Source organism: Streptomyces smaragdinus (assembly GCF_009604385.1).
Classification (GTDB): domain Bacteria; phylum Actinomycetota; class Actinomycetes; order Streptomycetales; family Streptomycetaceae; genus Streptomyces; species Streptomyces smaragdinus.
Window position 1 is genome coordinate 52,473 of record NZ_WEGJ01000028.1, and the last position, 23,460, is coordinate 75,932.

Below are 23,460 nucleotides of genomic sequence, written 5' to 3' on the forward strand. Positions count from 1 at the left end.
GTTCCCCCTCACCGGTACTCCGACAGCCTGCGGCCGATGCCGAGCAGGGCTCCCGCGGCGCCCAGCACCGCGAGCACCGCGGCACCGATCCACAGTCCGCCCAGGGCGTCCCGGCCGTCGGCGGCCGCCGCGTCGAACTGCTGCTGTTCGTGGTCGATGGCCTGCGCCAGCGCCTTGTTGACGACGTCGAAGCACTCGCCGGTGGCCTTCTCGTTCGCGCCGCCGATCACCTGGTGCACGGCCTTGTCGTAGTTGCCGGCGTTGTCGGCCTCGAGCATCGCCTTGTGCCGGGTCTGCCACTCGCGTACTCCGTCGACGGCTTTCTCCACGGGCACCCGGCCCGCGTCGTCGTCGCCGGCCAGCGCGAGGGCCTTCTCCATCAGGGAGTCGTCGAGCGTCTCGGCGTCCTTCCCGGCCAGGTCCGTCATGCTCGCGCCGTAGTCCACCTCGTACGCGTCCTGGTCGTTCCCCTTGGTCACCGCGCCGCGGGAGACCATCTTCAGCCCCTCGTTGCCGTGGGCCTTCAGGGACTCGATCCGCGCCTGGTTGAGGACCATCAGCGACTGCGCGCCGTTCTTGTCGGAGTCGTTCAGCCCCGCCCGGGCGAGCGTGTGGCCGACCGCCAGCCAGAGCAGCACCACCGCGGTCAGCGCCGAGGCGACCACCATGCCCTGGTTGAACACCCGGTTCGTCCGCCGGTAGTGCCGGCGCTGCGCCCAGAGAAGGACCCCCAGCGCCACCACGCCGAGGGCGAGCGCGAGCCAGGGCCAGCTCTTCGCCGCCGCGTAGTCGTCGTTCAGCTGGGCGGTCTCCGCCTCGTACAGCTCCGAGGCGGCCGGCAGCAGCTTCTCGTCCATCAGCCCGTTGGCATACCGCAGATAGGCGCCGCCCAGCGGCAGGCCCTGGCGGTTGTTGGCGCGGGCCGTCTCGATCGCGGCCGTGTACTGCGGGAGCCAGCGGTTGATCTCGGTGATCTTCGTCCGGGCCGCCGCCGCGCCCTGGCTGTTCGCCGCGGCCCGTACCAGCAGCGTGCCCGCCTGGTCGATGTCGTCCTCGTACCGCTTGCGCACCTCGCGCGGCTCCTCGCCGCCGGCCAGGAAGCCGCTGGCGGCCGTGGTGTTGGCGTCCGCGAGGGAGCGGTAGATCTCGGCGGCGTCCCGGCTCAGCGGCTGGCTGCGCAGCAGTACGTCGTCGGCGGCGGACGACCGGTCCGTGACCTGCCAGGCCGTCACGGCGCCGAACACCACCACCAGCACGGCCAGGACCGCCCCGATGATCCGCAGCCGGCCCGGCTCGGTCACCGCCGCCCTGCGGAAACGATCCATCCCCTCGGCGAACGCGCTGCGCCGCTCCGGCGGCGCGGCGGACGGCGGCGGGACCGGCGGGCCCCCGGGACCTGGCTGCGCGGGCACGGCGGCAGCCGCCGGCTGCACCGGCGGCGCCGCACTGCCGGCGGGCGACGGGTACGACACGAGACCTCCCCCTGTGGTCACTTGCTCACCGCCCCACCATACGGGCGGCGCGTGACACCGCTGTCGAGTATGGCCGCGAGTGCGTGTGGCCACACCATTTATGACGGGATCTTGTTCGTATTGCGACAGAAGTCCCGGCCGGTAGTTCGACGATGCGTGTCTGCTCATTCATACGCGACACAAGCCTGCGGCGGTTCCCGCCGATCTAGACTCCCACCATGGACGACGCCGACTTCGGGGAGTCCCTCGCCACCGGGCAGCGTTCGCTCGGGGACACGGGGCTCGACTATCCGCTCTGGCCGCCCCTGACGTCCGGCTGCCCCCGGACGAGCACGCCCGAGGTGGCCTACCCCCTCGAGGTCACCTACGCCTACGAGGCCCTCGACCCCGCCCTGTTCACCCCCACCGCCGTCCCGGGCGGCACCGGCCTCGAACGGTGGGCGCCCCTGCTGCCGCCGCTGCGGGCGCCGGGGCTGGGGGAGGGCGGCACCCCGCTGATCGGCCTGGGCGACGGGGTGTACGTCAAGGACGAGTCCCGCAACCCCACCTGGAGCCACAAGGACCGCCTCAACCGGGTGGCCGTGAGCGCCGCGATCGGCGCCGGCGCGCCCGGGATCGTCGTCGCCTCCTCCGGCAACCACGGCGCCTCCGCCGCCGCCTACGCCGCCCGCGCGGGCCTGCGCTGCGTCGTCCTCAACGCCACCGCCCCGCCCGCCGTGCGGTCCTTCCTCCGGGGCTACGGCGCGGCGGTGCTCCCGGTCACCCCCGACCACACCTGGGCGCTCACCACCCAGCTCGTCGAACGCCTGGGTTTCCACCCCGTGAGCAACCGCACCGTCACCCACACCGGCCACCCCTTCGGCCCCGAGGGCTACAAGACCATCGCGTACGAGATCTTCCTCGACCTCGGCGTCCCCGAGGCGGTGTACGTCCCCACCGGCTACGCGGAGACCCTCTTCGGCGTCTGGAAGGGCTTCGCCGAACTGCGCGCCCTCGGCCTGACCACCGTCGTCCCCCGCCTGTACGCCTGCGAACCGGCCGCCGGCGGCCCCCTGCACGCCGCCCTCGGCGCCGGCACCCCCGCCGCGTCCGTCACCGTGGGCACGACCGACGCGTACGGCATCGCCTGCCCGGTGGGCGGCTACCGCGGGGTGCACGCCGTCACGGAGTCCGGCGGCGGGGCGCTGCTCGTGACCGACGACGAGATGCGCGCCGCCCGGGCCGAGCTGGGCCGGGCGGGACTGTGGACGGAGCTCTCCGCCGCCGCGGGCCTGGCGGGGCTGCGGCAGCGGGGCGGACCACCGGCGGACGGGCCGGTGGTGGTCGTGTCGACGTCCGGCGGCTTCAAGGACCGGACGACCGGGGCCGGGGAGCAGCCGGAGCCGATGGACCCCTCGTGGGGGAGCGTGGCGGCGGCGCTGCGGGAGGCGGGGATCGACGTCTAGCGCCGGTCACCCGCCTCCGCGAGCTCACGCAGAGCGAACAAAGGCCCGGATCTAAGCGGCGGGAACGCCGTCGATCCGGGCCAGGGCCTCGTCCGCGCCGAATGGCTGCAGGTAAGGCAGCCAGCGCGGGTCCCTATGGCCCGTCCCGATGATCCGCCACGCGAGCCCCGACGGCGGCGCGGGCTGATGGCGCAGCCGCCAGCCGAGCTCCGCGATATGGCGGTCCGCCTTGACGTGGTTGCAGCGGCGGCACGCGGCCACCACGTTGTCCCAGCGGTGCTGGCCGCCCCGGGAACGCGGGATGACGTGGTCGACGCTGGTGGCGACCGCGCCGCAGTAGGCGCAGCGCCCGCCGTCGCGGGCGAACAGGGCGCGGCGGGTCAGCGGTACGGGCCCCCGGTAGGGGACCCGCACGAAGCGTTTCAGGCGGACCACGCTGGGCGCGGCGACGACTTTCGTGGCGCTGTGCAGAAAGGCGCCCGAGTCCTCCAGGCTGACGGCCTTGCCGTCAAGCACGAGGACGAGCGCTCGGCGAAGCGGTACGACGCCGAGCGGCTCGTACGACGCGTTGAGGACCAGGACATGCGGCACGGTGCCTCCTCATACGCCGGCGGCGCGTGGCTCGCGCCGTGGACGATCTGGTCACAGTGTGTCCCGGCGCACTCTGTTCGCGCCACCACGGACAGGTAAACGGGGCAGGGAACGTGACGTAGATCGCAGACCGCGTCGCACCCCCGGGAGCCCTGCTCGTACGCATGATCCCCGCAACCGGGGCGGTCCACACCCCCGTTGGCGGGCGGTCTTCTCCGGGCCTTCCGGGCGGCCGGAAGGGCTCCGGATACTGTGGTGGGGTCCCGCGCCCCGCTCCCGGAAGGCCCCGCAGTGCTCTCGTCAGCCGCCGCCCCGCACACCTCCGCCTCGGCGGCCGAAGCCTTCGCGGCGGCCGGCTGGATCCACCGGAACTGGGAGAACTGGACGGCGGCCGGGCTGCGGATCGTGCTGATCCTGGCGATCGCCGTGGTGCTGCGGACGCTGGTGCGGCGGATGCTGACCCGGCTCATACAGCGGATGAACCGGACCGCGGAGGCCGTGGAGGACACGGCGCTCGGCGGCTTCCTGGTCAACGCCGAGCGGCGCCGCCAGCGGTCGGAGGCCATCGGCTCGGTGCTGCGCTCCGTGGCGTCGTTCATGATCCTCGGCACGGCGTTCCTGATGGTCCTCAGCCAGCTGAAGATCGACCTCGCGCCGCTGCTCGCGTCCGCGGGTGTCGCGGGTGTGGCGATCGGCTTCGGCGCGCGCAACCTCGTCACGGACTTCCTCTCGGGAGTCTTCATGATCGTCGAGGACCAGTACGGGGTCGGCGACACCATCGACGCGGGCGTCGCCTCCGGCGAGGTCGTCGAGGTCGGGCTGCGGGTGACGAAGCTGCGCGGGGACAACGGCGAGGTCTGGTACGTGCGCAACGGCGAGGTCAAGCGCATCGGCAACCTCTCCCAGGGCTGGTCCACGGCCTGCGTCGACGTCCAGATCCGGCACGACGCGGACCTCGACCGGGTGCGGCGGCTCATCGCGGAGACCGGCGAGGAGCTGGCGAAGACGGAGCCGTTCGCCGAGCAGCTGTGGGGGCCGGTGGAGGTCCTGGGGCTGTCCGAGGTGACGCTGGAGTCGGTGGTGCTGCGGGTGCAGGCCAAGACGATGCCGGGGAAGGCCGTGGACGTGGAGCGGGAGCTGCGCTGGCGGATCAAGCGGTCGCTGGACGCGGTCGGGATCCGGATGCAGGCGTCGGTGCCGGCGCCCGCGGCGGGGACGGAGGACCTGACGGCGACGGTGGCGCCGCCGTCGGCGCTGGCCAATCCGGCGTCGCCGCAGTCGTCGGTGGCTTCGCCGATCGTGCCGCCGAAGGGGTAGGGCGGGGGTTACAGGGCTGGGCCCCCGCGGTCCCGGGCTCGAGCCGCGCGGCCTTCGGTTCCGGTCTCGCGCCTTCGGTTCCGGGTTGCCGGGCATGAGCCGGTGGCCCGGGTACGGGTCACTCGGTTGCCGCTGTGGCGTCGCCGGGGGGCGGTCGGGGGTCGCCAATGGGGAGTATGTCCGACGACATAGCCCCCGTTCGCATGCCCCGCGGCGACACCGCTCACGGTGTCCTCGCCCGTGAGCTCGCCGAGGCCGCGGCCGCCGTGCGCGGTGCGGGGCGGGAGGCCGCCGCCGTGCTGAGCGATCCCCTGTTCCTGCGGTCCCTGCTGCGCCGTCCCGTGAGCGGTGCGCGGAGTCTGCGGGCGCTCGGCCGGGCGCTGGCCCGGCGGGACGGGCTCGGGTACACCGGGGGCGCCGGGGCGGTGGCCGGGCGGCGGGGGCTGGGGGAGGAGCTCGCCGTGGCGTCGCTGCGGCTGCGGCTCGGAGGGTCGGCGGAGCTCGCCGGTGCCGTCGCCGCCGGTGACTCCCGGCGCGCGGGGCGGATCCTGCGGCGGCCGGTGGCGGGCGGGGGCGGGCTGCAGGCGCTCGCGGGGCTGGTGGCGGAGGCGGACGCGTGGGGTGCGCTCACCGACCGGAACCCCTTCAACGACGCGGCGGCCTGGGCGGTGGTCACCGGGCGCCCGGCGGACCCCGTGCGGCGGCCCAAGCGCGCCCGCGTCCGCCGCCGGCTGCGGCCCCTCGCGGCCCGGCGCCGCTGTGCGCGGCTGCCCGGTGTGTGCGTGACCCCGCCGCGGCCCGGCGGCATCGGGATGCTGCTGCGGGGGCTGGGCACGCTGGGGTACGACGGCCGGCTCGCCGTCCTGCGGGTGCGGGCGGGGGACGGGGTCGAGCGGTACGTCGCGCTCCTGCCCGGGCGTGATCCGGGCTCGGCGGCCAGCCCCCGGGCGCTGTGCGACGCGGTGGCCGCGCGGGCGGCCGGGGCGTCCGCGTACGTCCGGGGGGCGCACCGGGCGCTGGGGGAGGTGCTGCCCCTCGACGCCGAGGTGGCGCTCGTGGGGCACGGGGCGGGCGGGGTGGTCGCGATGTGCCTGGCCGGGACGGCCGAGGTCAACGACGCGTGGCAGGTGACGCATGTGGTCGCCGTGGGGGCGCCGCTCGGTCCGCGGCGGGCGTACGACCCGCGGACGCAGGTGATCAGCCTGGTCAACGAGCACGACGTGGTGCCGGGGCTGGCGGGGCGGGGGCCCGTGCCCGCGGAGTGGGTGTCGATCACGTGGGCGGATCCCTCGTACGACTTCCCCGTCAGCCACGGGGTGGGGGTGTACGCGGACAACCTCGAGCGGCTGGTGCCGGAGGAGCGGGACCGGGTGGACGCGATGCTCGCCGACTACGTCGGCTCGGTGCTGGAGACGGCCGTGTTCCGGCTGCCGGCCGCGTGAGCGGGGGTGAGGGTCTGCCGGCTGCCTCCGCCCGGTGGTCGGAGCGGATCCGTGCGCAGGCCGTCGAGCTGCGGGCTCGTGCGGCGCGGCTCCGGGATCTCGCTCCCGCGAGCGGCGGCGGCCCTGTGGCCGCGGAGCTGCGGTCCCACGCCCGTCGCTGTGACTCCGCGGCGGAGTCCCTGGCCCGGGCGGCGGAGGCGTTGGCCCGCCACGAGGCCGCGCCGTAGATCGGCTTCGCGCCCGCGGGGGTGCACCCCCGAGTCGGCGTTGCGCGCCTCCGGCCTCAAACGCCGGCCGGGCTGGAATGGGGTCTTTTCGCGCTGTCGGCCTGCGGCCGGACAGTCGGCGCTGCGCGCCTCCGGCCTCAAGCGCCGAAAAACGGGCCATTGACGTCCGCCTCCCGGCGGCCGTACCGTCGACCGCGTCGACAGGAAGGTTTCCTAACAGTCGAGGTGACCCCCCACATGGACCACACACCCGGCACCCCCCAGGTCCTGCGCGCCATGAACGACCGTGCCGCCCTCGACGCCCTCCTCGCCGAAGGCCCCCTCACCCGGGCCGGTGTCGGCCGCATCACCGGGCTGTCCAAGCCCACCGCCTCCCAGCTGCTCGGGCGGCTGGAGGCCGCCGGTCTCGTCGAGGTCGCCGGGACCAGCTCCGGCAGCCCCGGGCCCGGGGCCCAGCTGTACGCGCTCAATCCCCGCAGAGCCCACGTCGCCGGGCTCGACGTCACCGCCGACGGGACGAGAGCCGCCGTCGCCGACCTCACCGGGCGCGTCGTCGGGCGGTACCAGCTGGACGCCCCCCAAGGCGCCGACACCGCCCGGCACGTCGCCGGCGCCGTCGACGGCGCCCTGCACGACGCCGGGCTCACCCGGAGGGAGCTGCACCGGGTCGTCGTCGCCACCCCCGGCGCCTTCGACCCCGGCAGCGGGCGGCTGCGTTACGCCGCTCACCTTCCCGGGTGGCACGATCCCGCCGTGATCGACGCGGTGGCCGCCGCGCTCGCGCTGCCCGTCGCGTACGAGAACGACGTCAACCTCGCCGCCGTCGCCGAGCAGGAGCTGGGCGTCGCCCGGGGGCGGGGGGACTTCGTGCTGCTGTGGAACGGCACCGGCATCGGGGGCGCCCTCGTCATCGGCGGGCGCCTGCACCGCGGGTTCACCGGGGGCGCCGGGGAGTTCGGGTTCCTCCCCGTGCCCGGGACGCCCGTCGTCCGCAAGGTCGCCGAGGCCGATCGCGGAGGCTTCCAGGACCTCGCCGGCGCCCCCGGAGTCGTCTCCCACGCCCACAGCCTCGGGCTGGACGTGCCCCAGGGCCGCCCGGCCGACGCCGCCGCCGCGCTGCTGGCCCGGGCCGCCGAAGACCCCGGCGCACCGCGGCACGCCGCCCTCCTCCAGCGCCACGCCACATCCCTGGCCCTCGGCCTCGCGTCCGTCGTCGCCGTGCTGGACCCGGGGCTGATCGTGCTCTCCGGCCCCCTCAACACCGCCGGCGGCGAGCCCCTGCGCGAGCTCGTCGCCGCGGAGCTGGCCGACCTCGCCGCCCCCCGGCCCGAGGTCGCCGTGGCCGGGGTGCGCGGCGACCCCGTGCTGCGCGGCGCCCTGGAGGCCGCGCTCCGTACCACCCGCGACGAGGTGTTCGACACCTCCCGCTGAGCCGTTGCGTCACCCGTACCGATCGCAGAGGGGCAAGCCATCATGAAACTAGCGGTAGTCGGCGGCGGATCCACGTACACGCCCGAGCTCGTCGACGGCTTCGCGCGGCTGCGCGACACGCTGCCCGTCGAGGAGCTGGTGCTCATCGACCCCGCCGCCGAGCGGCTGGAGCTGGTGGGAGGACTCGCCCGGCGGATCTTCGCCAAACAGGGCCACCCGGGCAAGATCGTCACCACCTCCGACCTGGACGCCGGCGTGGCCAGCGCCGACGCGGTACTCGTCCAGCTGCGCGTCGGCGGGCAGGCCGCCCGCAACGAGGACGAGACCTGGCCCCTGGAGTGCGGCTGCGTCGGCCAGGAGACCACCGGCGCCGGCGGACTGGCCAAGGCGCTGCGGACCGTACCGGTGGTGCTCGACATCGCCGAACGCGTCCGCCGCGCCAGCCCGGACGCGTGGATCATCGACTTCACCAACCCCGTCGGCATCGTCACCCGCGCGCTGCTCGGGGCCGGGCACAAGGCCGTGGGCCTGTGCAACGTGGCGATCCATCTGCAGCGCAAGTTTGCCAAGCTGCTGGACGTCACGCCCGAGGAGGTCCATCTGGACCACGTCGGCCTCAACCACCTCACCTGGGAGCGCGCGGTACGCCTCGGCGGCCCCGACGGCGAGGACGTCATGCCCCGGCTGCTCGCGGAGCACGGCGAGCGGCTGGCCGGCGACCTGCACCTGCCCGTGTCCGTGCTGGACCGGCTCGGCGTCGTCCCCTCGTACTACCTGCGCTACTACTACGCGCACGACGAGGTCGTCACCGAGATGAGGTCCAAGCCCTCCCGGGCCGCCGAGGTCGCCGCGATCGAGGCCCAGCTGCTCGAGATGTACGGCGACCCCGAGCTGGACGAGAAGCCGGAGCTGCTGTCCAGGCGCGGCGGCGCCTTCTACTCCGAGGCCGCGGTGGCCCTGGCCGCCTCCCTCCTCGGCGGCGGCGCGGGCGACGTCCAGGTCGTCAACACCCGCAACAACGGCACCCTCCCCTTCCTCCCCGACGACGCGGTGATCGAGGTCCCGGCCCGGGTGGACGGCACGGGCGCCACCCCGCTGCCCGTCGCGCCGCTGGAGCCGCTGTTCGCGGGCCTCGTCGCCAACGTCACCGCGTACGAGCACCTGGCCCTCGAGGCCGCCCTGCACGGCGGCCGGGACCGGGTGTTCCGGGCGCTGCTCGCCCACCCGCTGATCGGCCAGGTCGCGTACGCCGACCAGCTCACCGACTCGCTGATCGCGCACAACCGGGAGCATCTCGCGTGGGTCTGACAGCCGCCGTCCTCGCCGTCGACGCGGGCAACAGCAAGACGGACGTGGCCCTGATCGCCCCCGACGGGCGGGTCCTGGGCCGCGGCCGCGGCGGCGGGTTCCAGCCGCCGGTCGTCGGGGTGGCGGCGGCCGTCGACGTCATCGCCCGGGCGGTACGGGAGGCCGGGGCCGGGAGCGCCGGGCACGTCTCCGCCTGTCTCGCCAACGCCGACTTCCCCGTCGAGGAGGAGGAGCTGCGGGACGAGATCGCCCGGCGCGGGTGGGCCCGTACGGTCGAGGTACGCAACGACACCTTCGCCCTGCTGCGGGCCGGCGTCGAACAGCCCCGGGGCGTCGCCGTGGTGTGCGGCGCCGGCGTCAACTGCGTGGGCATGCGGCCCGACGGGCGCACCGCCCGCTTCCCCGCGATCGGCAGGATCTCCGGGGACTGGGGCGGCGGCGGGGGACTGGCCGAGGAGGCCCTGTGGTTCGCGGCGCGCGCCGAGGACGGGCGCGGGGAGGCGACCGCGCTGCGGGAGGCGCTGCCCGGACACTTCGGGCTGGGCAGCATGGGGGAGCTGATCGAGGCCCTGCACTTCGGCCGGGTGGCGGCGCGGCGGCGGCACGAACTCGCGCCGGTGCTCTTCGCCGTGGCCGCCGCGGGGGACCCGGTGGCGCGGGCGCTGGTGGACCGGCAGGCGGACGAGGTCGTGGCGATGGCGGGGGCGGCGCTCTCCCGGCTCGACCTCCTGGACGAGCCGGTGGACGTGATCCTCGGCGGCAGCGTCCTGGCCGCCCGCCACCCCCAGCTGGACACCGGCGTCCGCGCCCGCCTCGCGGCCCGCGCCCCGAAGGCGGTGGCCACGGTGGTCACCGCCCCGCCCGTCCTGGGCGCGGGGCTGCTGGGGCTGGACGCGGTGGGGGCGCCGCGGACGGCGCACGCGCGGCTGCGGGGGGAGTTCTGAAGGGGTTACGGGGGCGGGGTCAGCGGACGGCCCGTACCTCCAGCGACCACAGCGAGTACCCGTACACCGTCCCCCGCTCGTCGCCCACGACGCGGACGTACCGCACCCCCCGCTCGTCCATCCGCACCGACTCCCGTCCCCCGCGCCCGGCCGTCACCACGGCGCCCGTGCGCCAGTGCACGCCGTCGCCGGAGACCTCCACGCGGTAGCGGCTGGCGTACGCGTCCTGCCAGTACAGGACCACCTCCCCGACCCGCGCCGGCTCCGCCAGGGTGACCCGCAGCCACGCCTCGTCGCCCGCCGGCGACGACCACCGCGTCCGCGGGTCCCCGTCCACCGCCGCCGGCGCCGGGAAGTCCGGCGTCTCGTCGCCCGAGGACTCCGCCGCCTGTCCCCGCGCCAGATCCTTCCCGGCGGCGGGGCGGTACGCCCGCACCGTCAGCGTCCGCGTCTCGCCCCCGGCGACCCGCACCGTCGCCGGGTACGTCCCCGGCCGCGTCCCCTTCGGCACGGCGACCGACACCCGTACCGCCGCCGACGCCCCCCGGGGCACGTCCACCCGCCCCGGCACGGACACCTCGATCCCCTCCGGCGCACGGGCGCTCAGCGCCGCGCGCACCGCCCGGGGCGCACGCCCGCTGAGCCGCCCCCCGACGCTCTGGGCGCGCCCGCCGATCGCCACGTCCACCACGGACCGCTCCAGCTCCAGGCGCAGCGCCTCGTCCCCGGCCGCCCACGGCACGACCTCGTGCACCACCGGCGCCGCGCCGCCCGGCCAGCTCAGCCGTACCGCGTCCGCCCGCACCCCGCGCGGCGGCCTGAGCTCGGTGAACCCGGAGGGCGACAGCTTCCCGGCCGGCAGCCACCCGGACCCGGGGACGCGCAGCGCGACGGCCGCGGTGGCACCGGGTTCGGTGAGCAGCGTGAGGGTGTCCAGCGCGGTCCGGCCCAGCGGCAGCGTCAGCTCACGGTCCTGCGGCGCGGGCCGGCGCACGGTGCCCGGCCGGCCGTCCATCGCGGCGTCGGCCGCGCGCGGCGGGCGGGAGCGCACCCCCGTGAAGGTGTCCGAGGCGGCGACGGCCTTCGCCGCGAACGGCGCCAGCACACCCTCCCCGACGCGCCCGCGCCCCGCGCCGATCTCCCGGCGCAGGCCGTCCAGCGCGAGCCGTTCCCGCCACGCGAGCGCCCCGGCGCCGTCCGCCTGCGCCAGCAGCATCCGTACCGCCCGCTCGCCGGCCTCGCCCTCGCGCGCCAGCTGCCCCAGCCACGGCCGCAGCTCGCCGTCCAGCGCGGCCAGATCCCGCGGCGCCCGCCGCAGCTGCCCGAACGCCTCCCGCAGCGGCTTCGCCGTCTTCGCCAGCGCCGCCCGGTCGCCGGAGTCGTACGCGGCGGTGAACCGGTCGAGCAGCGGCCGCAGATACGCCGACTCCGTCGCGTCCAGCGCCGACGAGGCGTTGTTCCTGGCCAGCGCGGTGAGCGCCCGCCGGTCCAGGTCCGCGGTGGCCGCCAGGTCGTCGATCGCCGCGGGCCAGGACTCGCGGGGGTCGTACGCGCCGGCGTTCCAGGCGAAGTCGGCGGCCGTGAACAGCGGGATCCGGGTCGCCAGGGGCTGCTCCATGGCCCCCGCCAGCAGTGCGGCCGAGCCGCTCGCCACGGCGGCCTCGCGGCCGGTGTACGGGCCGAGGAAGACGCGGTCGGGGTCGAAGTCGTTGACGGGGTAGTTGTCCTGCGTCACCAGGGGGTGGCGGAACGCCCCGGAGGCTTCGGCGAGTTCCCTGCCGGTGATCGTCCGGGGGAGCACGCCCACCCCGGTCCAGGCGACCTCGACGCCCGGATCGAGGGTGGTGGCCAGCTCCGAGCGGTAGGCGGTGGCGCCGTCCTGGTAGTACTCGGTGGGCAGCAGCGACAGCGGGGGACCCCCGTGCAGCGCGTCGGCCAGGGCGTTCGCGATCCGGGCCTGGGCGCGGGCGGCGGCCTTCGGGCCGGTGCCGTACACGGCGCGGTCGGCGCCGCAGTTCCACTCCTCGTAGCTGACGTCGGGGAACTGCAGCTGGAACGCCCGCACCCCGAGCGCCCGCATCCCGGCGACCTTGCGCAGCAGGGCCTCGCGGTCGCCGGCGGCGGAGAAGCAGAAGTCCTGGCCCGGGGCCACCGCCCAGGCGAGGGTCACATGGCTCGCCCGCGCCCGCGCCGCCAGCTCCCGGAACTCCGCCTGCCGCGCGGCGGGGTAGGGCTCGCGCCACTTGCTCTGGCGGTACGGGTCGTCGCCGGGGGCGTAGAGGTAGCGGTTCTGCTTCGTACGGCCCATGAAGTCCAGGTACGCCAGCCGCTCGCCGTGGCTCCAGGGCTCCCCGTAGAACGTCTCGGCGGTGCCGCGCACGGCGGCCGACGGCCAGTCCCTGACCTGCACGCCGGGCAGCCTCCCGGCCGCCGTCAGCTGGCGCAGCGTCTGCGCGGCGTTGAACAGCCCGTCGGCGCCCACCCCCGAGACGGCCACCCGGGCGCCGCGGGCGGCGATGCGGTAGCCGCCGGCCGGCAGGTCACCCTGGGGGGACGCCCCCAGCTCGCCCAGGGCCCGCTCCGTCGGGGTGAGTCCGCCGCGCGGCCCGGCGTCCGCGGCCCCGCCGGCGGGAGCCTCCTCCACGTCCACCACCACATCGGTGCCCCGGGGCGGCGGCGCGGCGGGGGAGGCGACGGTGACGGACCGGGCGGGGCGCAGGGCGGCGCGGATCACGTTCAGCGCGTACAGGTCGGTGTCGGGCGCGGCGAGGACGGCGACGTCCTTCCCGGCGAGGACCACGGGGGCGCCGCCGGGCCGCAGCTGCTGGGGCCGGGGCCACACCTCGGGGACCGGCGCCGGTCCCTTCGGGGACGGCGCGGCGTCGGCCGCCGGGGCCGCGCCCAGCAGCGCGCCGGCCACGGCGGCCGACAGCACGGCCGCCGTCGCGATCGTCCGCTTCCTCCCACGCACCGCAGCTCCCCTCCCGTCCGGGTCCGCGCACGACCCCACCACCGCCGCGGGGCGGGTGTCAACGGCGGCGCACGGCCGAAGGTTCTTGTGAGATATGTCGCATTCGTCTTATCGGCATTAGGGCCGTAAATCCGTCGTTCCCGGAGCCCCTTGAGCCGATCTCTTGCGCGAGATCACCCCCGACCCCCGCAAATCCTCCGCCGACACCGTAGGGTGAAGTGAGCAGAGGTGCGGCTGACCCGCCTCCGGGCAGGAGAGATCCGTACCGACCGATCCGCACGAAAAGAAGGGGGCACGACGTGGACGGCCACACGCACGACCACCTGCAATTCGACGGGGGTTCCGACCCGGACTACGGGCTCGCCGGCACATGCTCGTGCGCGGAGCTGCCGCTGACGTCCGAGCCGGGCCTGTTCGCGGGCGCCCCGCTGACCTCCGAGCCGCCGCTGGCCGCCGACGACAATCTGATCTCCGAGCCGATGCCGCCGACGCACTACGTGGGCAGCCCACGCGTCTGACCTCGGAAGGGGACCCCGGACGCGCGGTCCGCGGCGGCGGGCGCTACGTTGGTGGGGTGGTCACCAAGAATGCCCTGCGCGCCGGCACCCTCACCGCCGGTACGACGCTGACGCTGCTGATGTCGTCCCCCGCCTTCGCCCTCACCCGTGACGCCGGCGACGATCCGGGCCCCGGCCTGAGCGTCGGCGAGACGCTGGGCCTGTTCGTGGGCCTCCCCCTCCTGGCCTTCCTGGTCATCGCGGGCCTGGTCATGGCCCTGGACAAGTCCACGGACCGGGTCAAGCCGGAGGCGTAACCCCGCACACCCACCGAGGTGACCCCGCCCGCACGCCGGGCGGGGTCACCTTTTTGCGTACGGGGAACAGGTGGGACCCGTCCCCCTCCACCCGGCGTCCCTGCCGTCTCACCACCCGAACATTCCATTTGGGTGCCGGTGGGGGTATCGGGCAGAGTGGGCCGGGACCAGCACGTCCCCCGTTAGGAGAGCCGCGATGCGGATCGGAATCGTCGGAGCGACCGGACAGGTCGGCGGAGTGATGCGAGACATCCTCGCCGAGCGGAAGTTCCCCGTGGACGAGCTGCGGCTGTTCGCCTCCGCGCGGTCCGCGGGCAAGGTCATCGAGTGGCAGGGCCGGGACATCACCGTCGAGGACGCCGCCACCGCGGACTACTCCGGTCTGGACATCGTGCTGTTCTCCGCCGGCGGTGCCACCTCGAAGGCCCTCGCCCCCAAGGTCGCCGCCCAGGGCCCCGTCGTCATCGACAACTCCTCCGCCTGGCGCCGCGACCCCGAGGTCCCCCTCGTCGTGTCCGAGGTCAACCCGCACGCGATCGCCGACCGCCCCAAGGGCATCATCGCCAACCCGAACTGCACCACCATGGCCGCCATGCCGGTGCTCAAGCCGCTGCACCTCGAGGCCGGCCTGACCGCCCTGGTCGTCGCCACCTACCAGGCCGTCTCCGGCTCCGGACTGGCCGGCGTCGAGGAGCTGTACGGGCAGATCGAGGCCGTCGGCGCCGACGCCCCCAAGCTCACCCGCGACGGCTCCGCCGTGGACTTCCCGAAGCCGGACAAGTACGTCGCCCCCATCGCGTACAACGTGCTCCCGATGGCCGGCTCCCTCGTCGACGACGGGCTGAACGAGACCGACGAGGAGCAGAAGCTCCGCAACGAGTCCCGCAAGATCCTGGAGATCCCGGAGCTCAAGGTCGCCGGCACCTGCGTGCGCGTCCCGGTCTTCTCCGGCCACTCCCTCCAGATCAACGCCCGCTTCGAGCGCCCCCTCGCCCCCGAGCGCGCCGTGGAGATCCTCAAGGGCGCCGAGGGCGTCGTCTTCGCCGACGTCCCCACCCCGCTGACCGCGGCCGGCCGCGACGAGTCCTTCGTGGGCCGGGTCCGTACCGACGAGACCGCCGAGAACGGCCTCGCCCTCTTCGTCTCCGGCGACAACCTCCGCAAGGGCGCCGCGCTCAACGCCGTCCAGATCGCGGAGCTGGTCGCCGCCGAGCTCAGGGCCTGACACCGGACGTCGCGGGCCCCGGCCGCCCGGCCGGGGCTCCGGGGGCCGCTGACGATACGATGGCCGGTACAAAATCGCAGGTGGCTGCGTCACCGTCCGTGCGAGGATGACCGCAGACCCGAGCAACAAAGGAGATGCCGGTGCCTGGCACGAACCTGACCCGCGAAGAGGCGCAGGAGCGCGCGCGACTGCTCCGCGTGGACTCGTACGTGATCGACCTCGATCTGACCGGCGCCAAGGAGGGCGGCACCTTCCGGTCGGAGACGACCGTGACGTTCGACGCCACCGAGCCCGGCGCGGGCACGTTCATCGACCTCGTCGCCCCCGGCGTCCGTACGGTCACGCTGAACGGCACCGAGCTGGACCCCGCCGAGGTCTTCGCGGACTCCCGCATCGCGCTGACGGGCCTGGCGGAGCACAACACGCTCACCGTCGTCGCCGACTGCGCGTACACCAACACCGGCGAGGGCCTGCACCGCTTCGTCGACCCGGTGGACGGCGAAACGTATCTCTACACCCAGTTCGAGGTGCCGGACGCCCGCCGCGTCTTCGCGTCGTTCGAGCAGCCCGACCTCAAGGCGACGTTCCGGTTCACGGTCCGCGCCCCCGAGGGCTGGATCGTCAACTCCAACGCGCCGACGCCCGAGCCCGCCGACGGCGTGTGGGCGTTCGCGCCGACGCCGCGGATCTCGACGTACATCACGGCGATCATCGCCGGCCCGTACCACTCGGTGCACAGCACCTGGGAGGGCGGCGGCCGCAGCGTGCCGCTGGGCATCTACTGCCGCCCCTCGCTGGCCGAGTTCCTGGACGCCGACGCCATCTTCGACGTCACCCGGCAGGGCTTCGACTGGTTCCAGGAGAAGTTCGACTACGCCTACCCGTTCGACAAGTACGACCAGCTCTTCGTGCCCGAGTTCAACGCCGGGGCGATGGAGAACGCCGGCGCCGTCACCATCCGCGACCAGTACGTCTTCCGCTCCAAGGTGACCGACGCCGCGTACGAGGGCCGCGCGGCGACGATCCTGCACGAGCTCGCGCACATGTGGTTCGGCGACCTCGTCACCATGGAGTGGTGGAACGACCTGTGGCTGAACGAGTCGTTCGCCACCTACTCCGAGGTCGCCTGCCAGGCCGCCGCCCCCGGCTCCCGCTGGCCCAACTCCTGGACCACGTTCGCCAACCAGATGAAGACCTGGGCCTACCGCCAGGACCAGCTCCCCTCCACCCACCCGATCATGGCCGAGATCAACGATCTCGAGGACGTCATGGTCAACTTCGACGGCATCACCTACGCCAAGGGCGCCTCCGTCCTCAAGCAGCTGGTGGCGTACGTCGGCGAGGACGCCTTCTTCCGCGGCGTGCAGGCGTACTTCAAGCGCCACGCCTACGGGAACACCCGCCTCACCGACCTCCTCGGCGCGCTGGAGGAGACCTCCGGCCGCGACCTCAAGACCTGGTCGAAGGCCTGGCTGGAGACCGCCGGCATCAACGTCCTGCGCCCCGAGATCGAGACCGACGACTCCGGCGCCATCACCTCCTTCGCCGTCCGCCAGGAGGCCCCCGCACTGCCCGCCGGCGCGAAGGGCACTGCATCTGATGATGCGGCTCCGCCGCGTGGCACCCTCCGCCCGCACCGCATCGCGATCGGCCTGTACGACCTGGTCGACGACCGGCTCGTACGCGGCGAGCGGATCGAGCTCGACATCGACGGCGAGCTGACGAAGGTCCCGCAGCTCACGGGCGTGCGCCGCCCGGCGGTCGTGCTGCTCAACGACGACGACCTGTCGTACGCGAAGGTCCGCCTCGACCCGCAGTCCCTGGCCGTCGTCACCAAGCACCTCGGCGACTTCGAGTCCACCCTGCCGCGCGCCCTGTGCTGGGCGTCCGCCTGGGACATGACCCGCGACGGCGAACTCGCCACCCGCGACTACCTCGACCTGGTCCTCTCCGGCATCGCCAAGGAGACCGACATCGGCGTCGTCCAGTCCCTCCAGCGGCAGACGAAGCTGGCGATCGACCTGTACGCCGACCCCGCCTGGCGCGAGGAGGGCCTGGCCCGCTGGACCGAGGCGACGCTCGACCGGCTGCGCGCCGCCGTCCCCGGCGGCGACCACCAGCTGTCCTGGGCCCGGACCTTCGCCGCCACGGCCCGTACGCCCGAGCAGCTCGACCTGCTCGCCGCGTTGCTCGACGGCTCGCAGACCATCGAGGGCCTGGCCGTCGACACCGAGCTGCGCTGGTCGCTGCTGCACCGGCTGGCCGCCACCGGCCGGGCCGGGGAGACGGAGATCGCCGCCGAGCTGGCCGCCGACCCCACGGCCGCCGGTGAGCGGCACGCCGCCTCCGCACGCGCCGCGCGGCCGGACGCCGGGGCCAAGGCCGCGGCGTGGGCGTCGGTGGTGGAGGGCGACCAGCTCGCCAACGCCGTGCAGGAGGCCGTGATCGGCGGCTTCGTGGACACCGACCAGCGGGAGCTGCTGGCGCCGTACACGGAGAAGTACTTCGCGTCGATCGCCGGCGTCTTCGCCACGCGCAGCCACGAGATCGCCCAGCAGATCGTCGTCGGCCTGTACCCCGCGGTCCAGGTCTCGCAGGCGACGCTGGACGCGACCGACGCCTGGCTGGCCTCCGCCGACCCGGCGCCGGCGCTGCGGCGCATGGTCGTCGAGTCCCGCGCGGGCGTCGAGCGGGCGCTGAGGGCGCAGGCGGCGGACGCCGCCGCGCGCTGACCGTCAGCGCAGGACGAGGGGGAGGCCGAACGCGGGGAAGAGGTGCGGCTCGAACGAGGTGATCTCGGCGATCCGCCCCTCCTCCACCCGCAGTACGTCCAGCACCTGGGCCCGGTAGATGCCGGTGCCCGGGCGCCGGACGTAACCCCCGGCCGCCGGGTGGCCGTTGGCCGTGGTGGGCAGATGCCGCCACTCCCCGAAGTACATGGGGGACGCCGGGTCCAGGGACGGGCGCAGGAAGCGCAGGACCGCGTCCCGGTCGGTGAACCAGAACGGGTTCGGGGGCATCGTCAGCCGGATGTCCTCGGCCAGCAGCCCGGCCATCGCGTCCGCGTCGCGGGCCTGCGCCAGCTCCATGTACCGCCGCAGCACCTCCCGTTCCCCGGGCGTCGGCCCGCTCACCGGCGCCCAGTCCGCGCGCCGGCGCGGCAGATGCTCGCGGACCACAGGGCGGGCGCGCTGCAGGGCGCTGTTCACGGAGGCGACGCTCGTCCCGAGCAGGCCGGCGGTGTCGGCGGCGGGGAGCTCCAGCACGTCGCGCAGGATCAGCGCGGCCCGCTGCCGGGGCGGCAGCTGCTGGAGGGCGGTGAGGAAGACGAGCTCCATCGTCTCGCGGTGCTCGGCGACGGCCTCGGGCTCGTCGTCCTCCGGGTAGGGCTGCAGCCAGGCGACCCGGGACGGGGGTTCGGCGCCGCCGTGGTCCATGCCCGGGATCGGCTCGTACGTGGTGGGGCGGCGGGAGACCGCGCGGAGGTGGTCGAGGCAGGCGTTGGTGGCGACGTGGTGGAGCCAGGTGCGCAGGCTCGCGCGGCCCTCGTAGCCGTCGCGGGAGCGCCAGGCGCGGAGGAAGACCTCCTGCACGAGGTCCTCGGACTCGTCGTAGGAGCCGGTCATCCGGTAGCAGTGGCGGCGGAGTTCGGCGCGGTGGCGCTCCATGAGGGCGGCGAACTCGGCCTCGTCCTCGAGGGCGGCGGGGATCTCGGCCGGGGTCTCCCGGGGTTTCGCCGGTGCCGGTGTACGTGTCGCCGGCGCCGCGTCCGCGGCCGTACGGGCCACGCGCCGCAGCCGGGCCACGGCCGCCGCGAGGCCCGCCACCTCGTCGTACAGCGCGGCGGGCGGCCGGGGGGTGAGCCGTCCGGCGCGGGCGCCGACGTCGGCGATGAGGTCGTCGACGGTCCCGGCGGACGCGGACCGCCGCTCCCGGTACGCCTTCTGCCGGCACGCGGGCGAGCAGTACACGGCCCGGCTCCCCACCCCGTCCGGCAGCGGCCCGCCGCAGGTCTGGCACCGTTCGTCGGACATGGGACCCCCGGGTGATGGACGGCGTACGGCGTTCACGGAACCACCATCGGGACCCCTGGGGCAACCAAACGCCACGTCGACTGTTTTTCCCGGGGGATAACCCCCGGACCCCCAGCCGGCCGGCGAACCGTCCGCCCACACCCCAACGCCACGTCGGATTCCCGCCAGCCATCCCCACCCCACCGCACCACACTCGACCCATGACGACCTACCGCCCCCAGCCCATCCACCCCGACGTCCTGAAGCAGCTCCGCCACACCGACGACGCCAACCGCCCCGCCCGCCCCTTCACCGCGACCGCCGACGACGCCGGATCACCCCTCAGATGCTGTCTCCGGGGGATCGGCGAAGGCGAGGAGGTCGCCCTCGTCAGCTACGCCCCCCTGCGTCGCTGGGCGCGGCGAAACGGCGCCGACCCCGGCGCGTACGACGAACAGGGCCCCGTCTTCGTCCACGCCGCCGACTGCCCGGGACCGGAGGGCACCGGCTACCCCTGGACGCGGCCCGGCGCCCTGCGCGTCCTGCGCCGCTACGACGCCCGCGGACACATCGCCGGCGGCCGGCTGCTGGAGGTCCCCGACGACGCGGCCGGTGCTTTCGACCGCGCTCTGGACGAGGCCTTCGCCGACCCCGCCGTGACCCAGGTCCACGTCCGCGCGGTGGAGTACGGCTGCTTCCACTTCGCGGTCCCCCGCCCGTAACGGAAAAGCGGGGCGGACGCCCGAAGGCACCCGCCCCGCCCGGTGGCGTACCGCAGGGTTACGGAACGACCGTCCCGATCGCGACGCTCCCCGAACCGGTCACCGTGCCGTGCTCGTTGAGCAGGTCGACCTGGCCGAAGAACGCCCGGCCCTCGGGAGCCGGGGCGCCCACGGTCACCGAGGCGTCGACCACCGCGGTCGCGCCGTTCGGCAGCGTGACGACCTGCGCGTCGTCCACGGACACGGAGCCCAGGTACGGCGCGTAGAACACGTCCCGGTAGTCGTACTCCGTGCTGCCCGACGGCACCGAGTAGCCGTCGACCTCGACGGTGTAGGTGCCGGCCGCCGGGTTCAGCAGCGTCACGGCCTCCTCCGAGTCACCGTCCGCGGACTGCGCGACGGCCTTGCCGTTCAGCAGCAGCACCAGGTCCAGGTCGGCCGCCGGGTCGGAGACGTTGCCGATGGCGACGTCGAGCCGCTCGACACCCGCACCGACGACGATCTCGCTGGTCTGCGACTCGAGGTTGGCGATCGTCGGCCGCTCCGTCTTCGACGAGCCGAGCGAACCGCCGCGCAGCTTGCCCGTCACCGGCCCGAAGCCGTTGGTGACCTGCCACTGCACCGGCGTCGGCGTGCCGACCTTCGCCTCGTCGATCGTCTTGACCTCGGGGTCGAAGGACGTACCCAGCGCGGTCGCGGTCAGCCGGTACGGGTTGTCGAGCCGCGGCGACGTACGCCGTGCCTCGACCTCGATCTCCCACACGCCCGGGATCGGGTTCGCGTACGACCGCACGTCCGGGCGGCAGGTGCCGGCCGGGGTGTAGTTCGGGTAGCACGCGGTGGTGGAGGTGTCGTCGTTCGGGATGCCCCACGGGTCGATGGCGATGAACCGGGTCTGGCTGCCGTTCGCCAGGCCGCCCAGCGACACCTCGAGGGCCTTGGCGCCCTCGGGGACGGTCACGAAGTACGACTTCGGGTCGTTGCGCTCGACCGTGCCCGACTCGTTCACGGAGTACGCGGGAGCCTGCTGGGCCTTGGGCGTGACGACCGTCGTCATGATCTGGTGGTCGACGCCGACCGTGGCCAGGTTGTCCACCCGCAGCGCGGCGGTGTGGATACCGGAGGAGCGCGGCGACGCCTTCACCTTGACGGTGACGGCCTGGTTCAGCGGCAGGCGCACCAGCTCGGGGCCGGTGAACAGGAACGTGCCGTCGTTGCCGCGCCAGCTCAGCCGGTGCAGGGTCGCGCCGGCCGGGCCGGAGGTGCGGGTGACGGTGACGTCGTACCACTTGGACGTGCCGGCCGCGGGGCCCGCCTCCCGGTCGTACAGACCGGTGCCGAAGCCCGGGGTCTTCAGGTACGCCGACAGACCGGTGTTCACCGGGGCCTTGACGGTGTAGTCGTACGCCGTGGCGCCGGCCCGGATCAGGTCCCAGGCCTTGACGATGTCGATGAGGCCCGCGCCCTCCTCGTACACCTGCTCGCCGGGAATGTGCTTCGCCGTGCTGGTCAGCGCGGTGCGCAGGCGCACCGGGGTGAGGTCCACGTGCTTCTGCTTCGCCGCGGACAGCAGCAGCGCCGACGCGCCGGCCGCCTGCGGGGAGGCCATCGACGTGCCCTGGAGCATGCTGTAGCCCGGGGGCAGCGAGTAGCCGGCCTCGCCGACCGGGGAGCCGGGCAGCCAGGTCGGGGTGGTGTTGATGGAGGCGCCGGGGGCGGAGATGTCCGGCTTGAAGCCGCCGTCCTCACGCGGGCCGCGTGAGGAGAACGGCATCATGTTGTACGAACGCGTCACGGCGGAGCCGTAGTTCGCCGCCCAGGTCTCCTTGGAGATGGCCGCGCCGACCGCGAGGACCTTGTCCGCCAGACCCGGGTCGCCGATGGTGTTGGCGCCGGCGCCGGAGTTGCCCGCGGAGATCACCAGCTGGACGCCGTACTCGTCGATCAGCCGGGTGTAGAGCATGGAGCGGGCGTTGTTGCCGTCGTTGAGCTGCGGCAGACCGCCGATCGACATGTTGACGACGTCGACGCCCCGGTTGACCACCAGGTCCGTCATGCCCTCGGTGAGCGCGACGGCCGTGCAGCCGCCGCCCCAGGAGCAGGCACGGGACGAGACGATCTTCGCGCCGGGCGCGGCGCCGTTCATCTTCCCGCCGAACAGCCCGTTGGCGGAGGTGATGCCGGCGACGTGGGTGGCGTGCTCGCTCTGCGGCACGCCGATGCTGACGAAGTCGGCCTTCTGGCCCTCGTAGTCGCCGCCCAGCGGGTCCAGCGGCACGTCCTTGCGGGCCTCCACGACGAACGGGATGCGCTCGGCGATGGCGGTGGCCGGGTCGTCGGTACCGAAGTAGCCGATCTGGTACCCGTCCTTGTACGCCTTCATCGCGGTGTCGTCGGTGAAGTCGCCGTTGTTGTTCAGGTCGACGCGCACGGCCCCGGTGGCCGGGTCGTACAGCACGCCCCACCAGTCGGTCGTGTCGCCGTCACGGTTCAGGTCGCCGGCCATGTCGCCGCCGGCGGTGGCGGACTCCAGGATCCGGTTGACCTTGTACGAGCCCGCGGGCGCCGTCCAGGTCCGGTTCTGGTACGTGAAGCTGGGGCCGCTGACCGCGGTGAGCATGGCGCGCCAGGTGCCGTCGCCGTCGACCAGCGGGTCGGTGGCCGTCACCCAGTCGACGATCTTGCGCTCGCCGGTGGTGGTCTTCTGCAGCGCCGGGTGCGCCAGGTCGACGCCGGAGTCCAGGATGCCGATGGTGATCCCGCGGCCGTCGGCCTTCGGGTTCTGCTTCACGAAGTCGACCGCGCCGGTCTCGAACGCCGGCTGGTACGGGTTCTTCGCCGGGGTGCTCGCGTCCGGGCCGGGGTACTCACCGGCGGCGGGGGAGGAGCCGTGGCGCGCGCCGTCGGGGCGCGGGTCCGGCAGCTTGATCTCCTCGTTCAGGTCGATGCCGTACACCGAGGAGAGCTTGGCCGCCCTGCTGATCGCGGCGTCGGCCTGCTTGGTGGGGACGGTGGCGCGGACGTAGCCGAGCTTGTCGTTCACCTTGCCGACGGAGCCGCCGCTGATGGCGTCGAGCGTCGCGGCGGCCTGCTCGGTGTCACCCTCCTTGGTCGCCACCATCAGGGTGACGAACTTCTCCTTCGCCGCCTTGGCCTCGGCGAGGGTCTGGGCGTCGTGCTCGCCGAGCTTGTCGGCGGCGGACTTGGGGGCGGCGGGCCCGGGGCCGGAAGCCGCGGGATCGTCGGCGGCCGAGACGGCGCTGGTGCCGGTGGCGGACAGCGCCGCCACCAGTCCGGCCGCCAGGGCTATCCGGACGGCGCGCCGGGCGCCTCCGGTCGGACGTGGAAGAGACATGGGTCCCCCCTCTGCGATCGGACCGATCGCGTTCTGGCCGGGCCGCGCGCGGTTGGGCGCGTGCGCGCGGGCGGACCGGGTGTACGAGGTAGGTGGTCGGCATACGGATCCGACTGTCCGACAATGTGCCGTACGGGACCCCTGCTTGAGGAGGGTTGCGGCTGGCAGAAGTGCAAATGGCGG

General features: G+C 74.4%; 16 protein-coding genes. 11 read left to right on the forward strand and 5 right to left on the reverse strand.

Annotation, left to right across the window (positions count from 1 at the left end; translation table 11 throughout):
* Positions 1–8: 8 nt before the first annotated feature.
* Positions 9–1,472 (reverse strand): hypothetical protein, encoded by a 1,464-nt coding sequence (locus SRB5_RS26355; RefSeq protein WP_323378501.1) that lies wholly within the window; start codon positions 1,470–1,472, stop codon positions 9–11.
* Between the two features lie 218 nt (positions 1,473–1,690).
* Between SRB5_RS26355 and SRB5_RS26360 the strand changes: the two genes are divergently transcribed.
* On the forward strand, positions 1,691–2,917 hold the full coding sequence (locus SRB5_RS26360; protein WP_153455920.1) for a threonine synthase: 1,227 nt from the start codon (positions 1,691–1,693) through the stop codon (positions 2,915–2,917).
* Positions 2,918–2,968: 51 nt separating this feature from the next.
* Here SRB5_RS26360 and SRB5_RS26365 read toward each other — a convergent pair whose 3' ends face one another.
* Positions 2,969–3,508, reverse strand: a complete 540-nt coding sequence (locus SRB5_RS26365; protein WP_323378502.1) for an HNH endonuclease — start codon at positions 3,506–3,508, stop codon at positions 2,969–2,971.
* A gap of 291 nt (positions 3,509–3,799) precedes the next feature.
* Between SRB5_RS26365 and SRB5_RS26370 the strand changes: the two genes are divergently transcribed.
* The 5 genes from SRB5_RS26370 to SRB5_RS26390 all read left to right on the forward strand — a co-directional run bounded on the left by SRB5_RS26370 (position 3,800) and on the right by SRB5_RS26390 (position 10,177).
* Positions 3,800–4,825 carry a mechanosensitive ion channel family protein gene (locus tag SRB5_RS26370; protein ID WP_323378503.1) on the forward strand — a complete coding sequence of 342 codons (1,026 nt, stop codon included), beginning with the start codon at positions 3,800–3,802 and terminating at the stop codon, positions 4,823–4,825.
* Between the two features lie 176 nt (positions 4,826–5,001).
* Positions 5,002–6,267 carry a hypothetical protein gene (locus tag SRB5_RS26375; protein WP_153455922.1) on the forward strand — a complete coding sequence of 422 codons (1,266 nt, stop codon included), beginning with the start codon at positions 5,002–5,004 and terminating at the stop codon, positions 6,265–6,267.
* Positions 6,268–6,731: 464 nt separating this feature from the next.
* Positions 6,732–7,925, forward strand: a complete 1,194-nt coding sequence (locus SRB5_RS26380) for an ROK family transcriptional regulator (protein WP_153455923.1) — start codon at positions 6,732–6,734, stop codon at positions 7,923–7,925.
* 42 nt (positions 7,926–7,967) lie between these two features.
* Positions 7,968–9,233, forward strand: coding sequence for a 6-phospho-beta-glucosidase (locus SRB5_RS26385; RefSeq protein ID WP_153455924.1), 1,266 nt, complete (start codon positions 7,968–7,970; stop codon positions 9,231–9,233).
* Entirely contained in the window at positions 9,224–10,177 is a 954-nt protein-coding gene (locus SRB5_RS26390; protein WP_323378504.1) for an N-acetylglucosamine kinase, read from the forward strand. Before SRB5_RS26385 ends, SRB5_RS26390 begins: the two co-directional genes overlap by 10 nt.
* Before the next feature lie 19 nt (positions 10,178–10,196).
* On the opposite strand, the gene SRB5_RS26395 is transcribed toward SRB5_RS26390, so the two are convergent.
* Positions 10,197–13,148 carry a beta-N-acetylglucosaminidase domain-containing protein gene (locus SRB5_RS26395; protein WP_323378505.1) on the reverse strand — a complete coding sequence of 984 codons (2,952 nt, stop codon included), beginning with the start codon at positions 13,146–13,148 and terminating at the stop codon, positions 10,197–10,199.
* Between the two features lie 299 nt (positions 13,149–13,447).
* Here SRB5_RS26395 and SRB5_RS26400 point away from each other — a divergent pair, with 299 nt between their 5' ends.
* The 4 genes from SRB5_RS26400 (at position 13,448) to pepN (ending at position 17,919) form a co-directional block, all read left to right on the forward strand.
* A complete protein-coding gene (locus tag SRB5_RS26400; protein ID WP_323378506.1) occupies positions 13,448–13,666 on the forward strand; it encodes a hypothetical protein in 219 nt (72 codons plus the stop codon).
* Between the two features lie 56 nt (positions 13,667–13,722).
* Positions 13,723–13,962: a hypothetical protein gene (locus tag SRB5_RS26405; protein ID WP_323378507.1), complete on the forward strand. Its 240-nt coding sequence runs from the start codon at positions 13,723–13,725 to the stop codon at positions 13,960–13,962.
* 196 nt (positions 13,963–14,158) lie between these two features.
* Positions 14,159–15,187 (forward strand): aspartate-semialdehyde dehydrogenase, encoded by a 1,029-nt coding sequence (locus SRB5_RS26410; RefSeq protein WP_153455925.1) that lies wholly within the window; start codon positions 14,159–14,161, stop codon positions 15,185–15,187.
* A 140-nt stretch (positions 15,188–15,327) separates the two neighbouring features.
* Positions 15,328–17,919, forward strand: coding sequence for an aminopeptidase N (gene pepN, locus SRB5_RS26415; RefSeq protein ID WP_323378508.1), 2,592 nt, complete (start codon positions 15,328–15,330; stop codon positions 17,917–17,919).
* Between the two features lie 3 nt (positions 17,920–17,922).
* Here the strand turns inward: pepN and SRB5_RS26420 are convergent, their stop codons facing one another.
* Positions 17,923–19,221, reverse strand: coding sequence for an RNA polymerase subunit sigma-70 (locus SRB5_RS26420; protein WP_153455927.1), 1,299 nt, complete (start codon positions 19,219–19,221; stop codon positions 17,923–17,925).
* A gap of 200 nt (positions 19,222–19,421) precedes the next feature.
* Between SRB5_RS26420 and SRB5_RS26425 the strand changes: the two genes are divergently transcribed.
* Positions 19,422–19,922: a DUF1203 domain-containing protein gene (locus SRB5_RS26425; RefSeq protein ID WP_153455928.1), complete on the forward strand. Its 501-nt coding sequence runs from the start codon at positions 19,422–19,424 to the stop codon at positions 19,920–19,922.
* A gap of 58 nt (positions 19,923–19,980) precedes the next feature.
* On the opposite strand, the gene SRB5_RS26430 is transcribed toward SRB5_RS26425, so the two are convergent.
* Complete coding sequence (locus SRB5_RS26430) at positions 19,981–23,277, reverse strand: S8 family serine peptidase (protein WP_153455929.1); 3,297 nt, start codon at positions 23,275–23,277, stop codon at positions 19,981–19,983.
* Between the last annotated feature and the right edge of the window lie 183 nt (positions 23,278–23,460).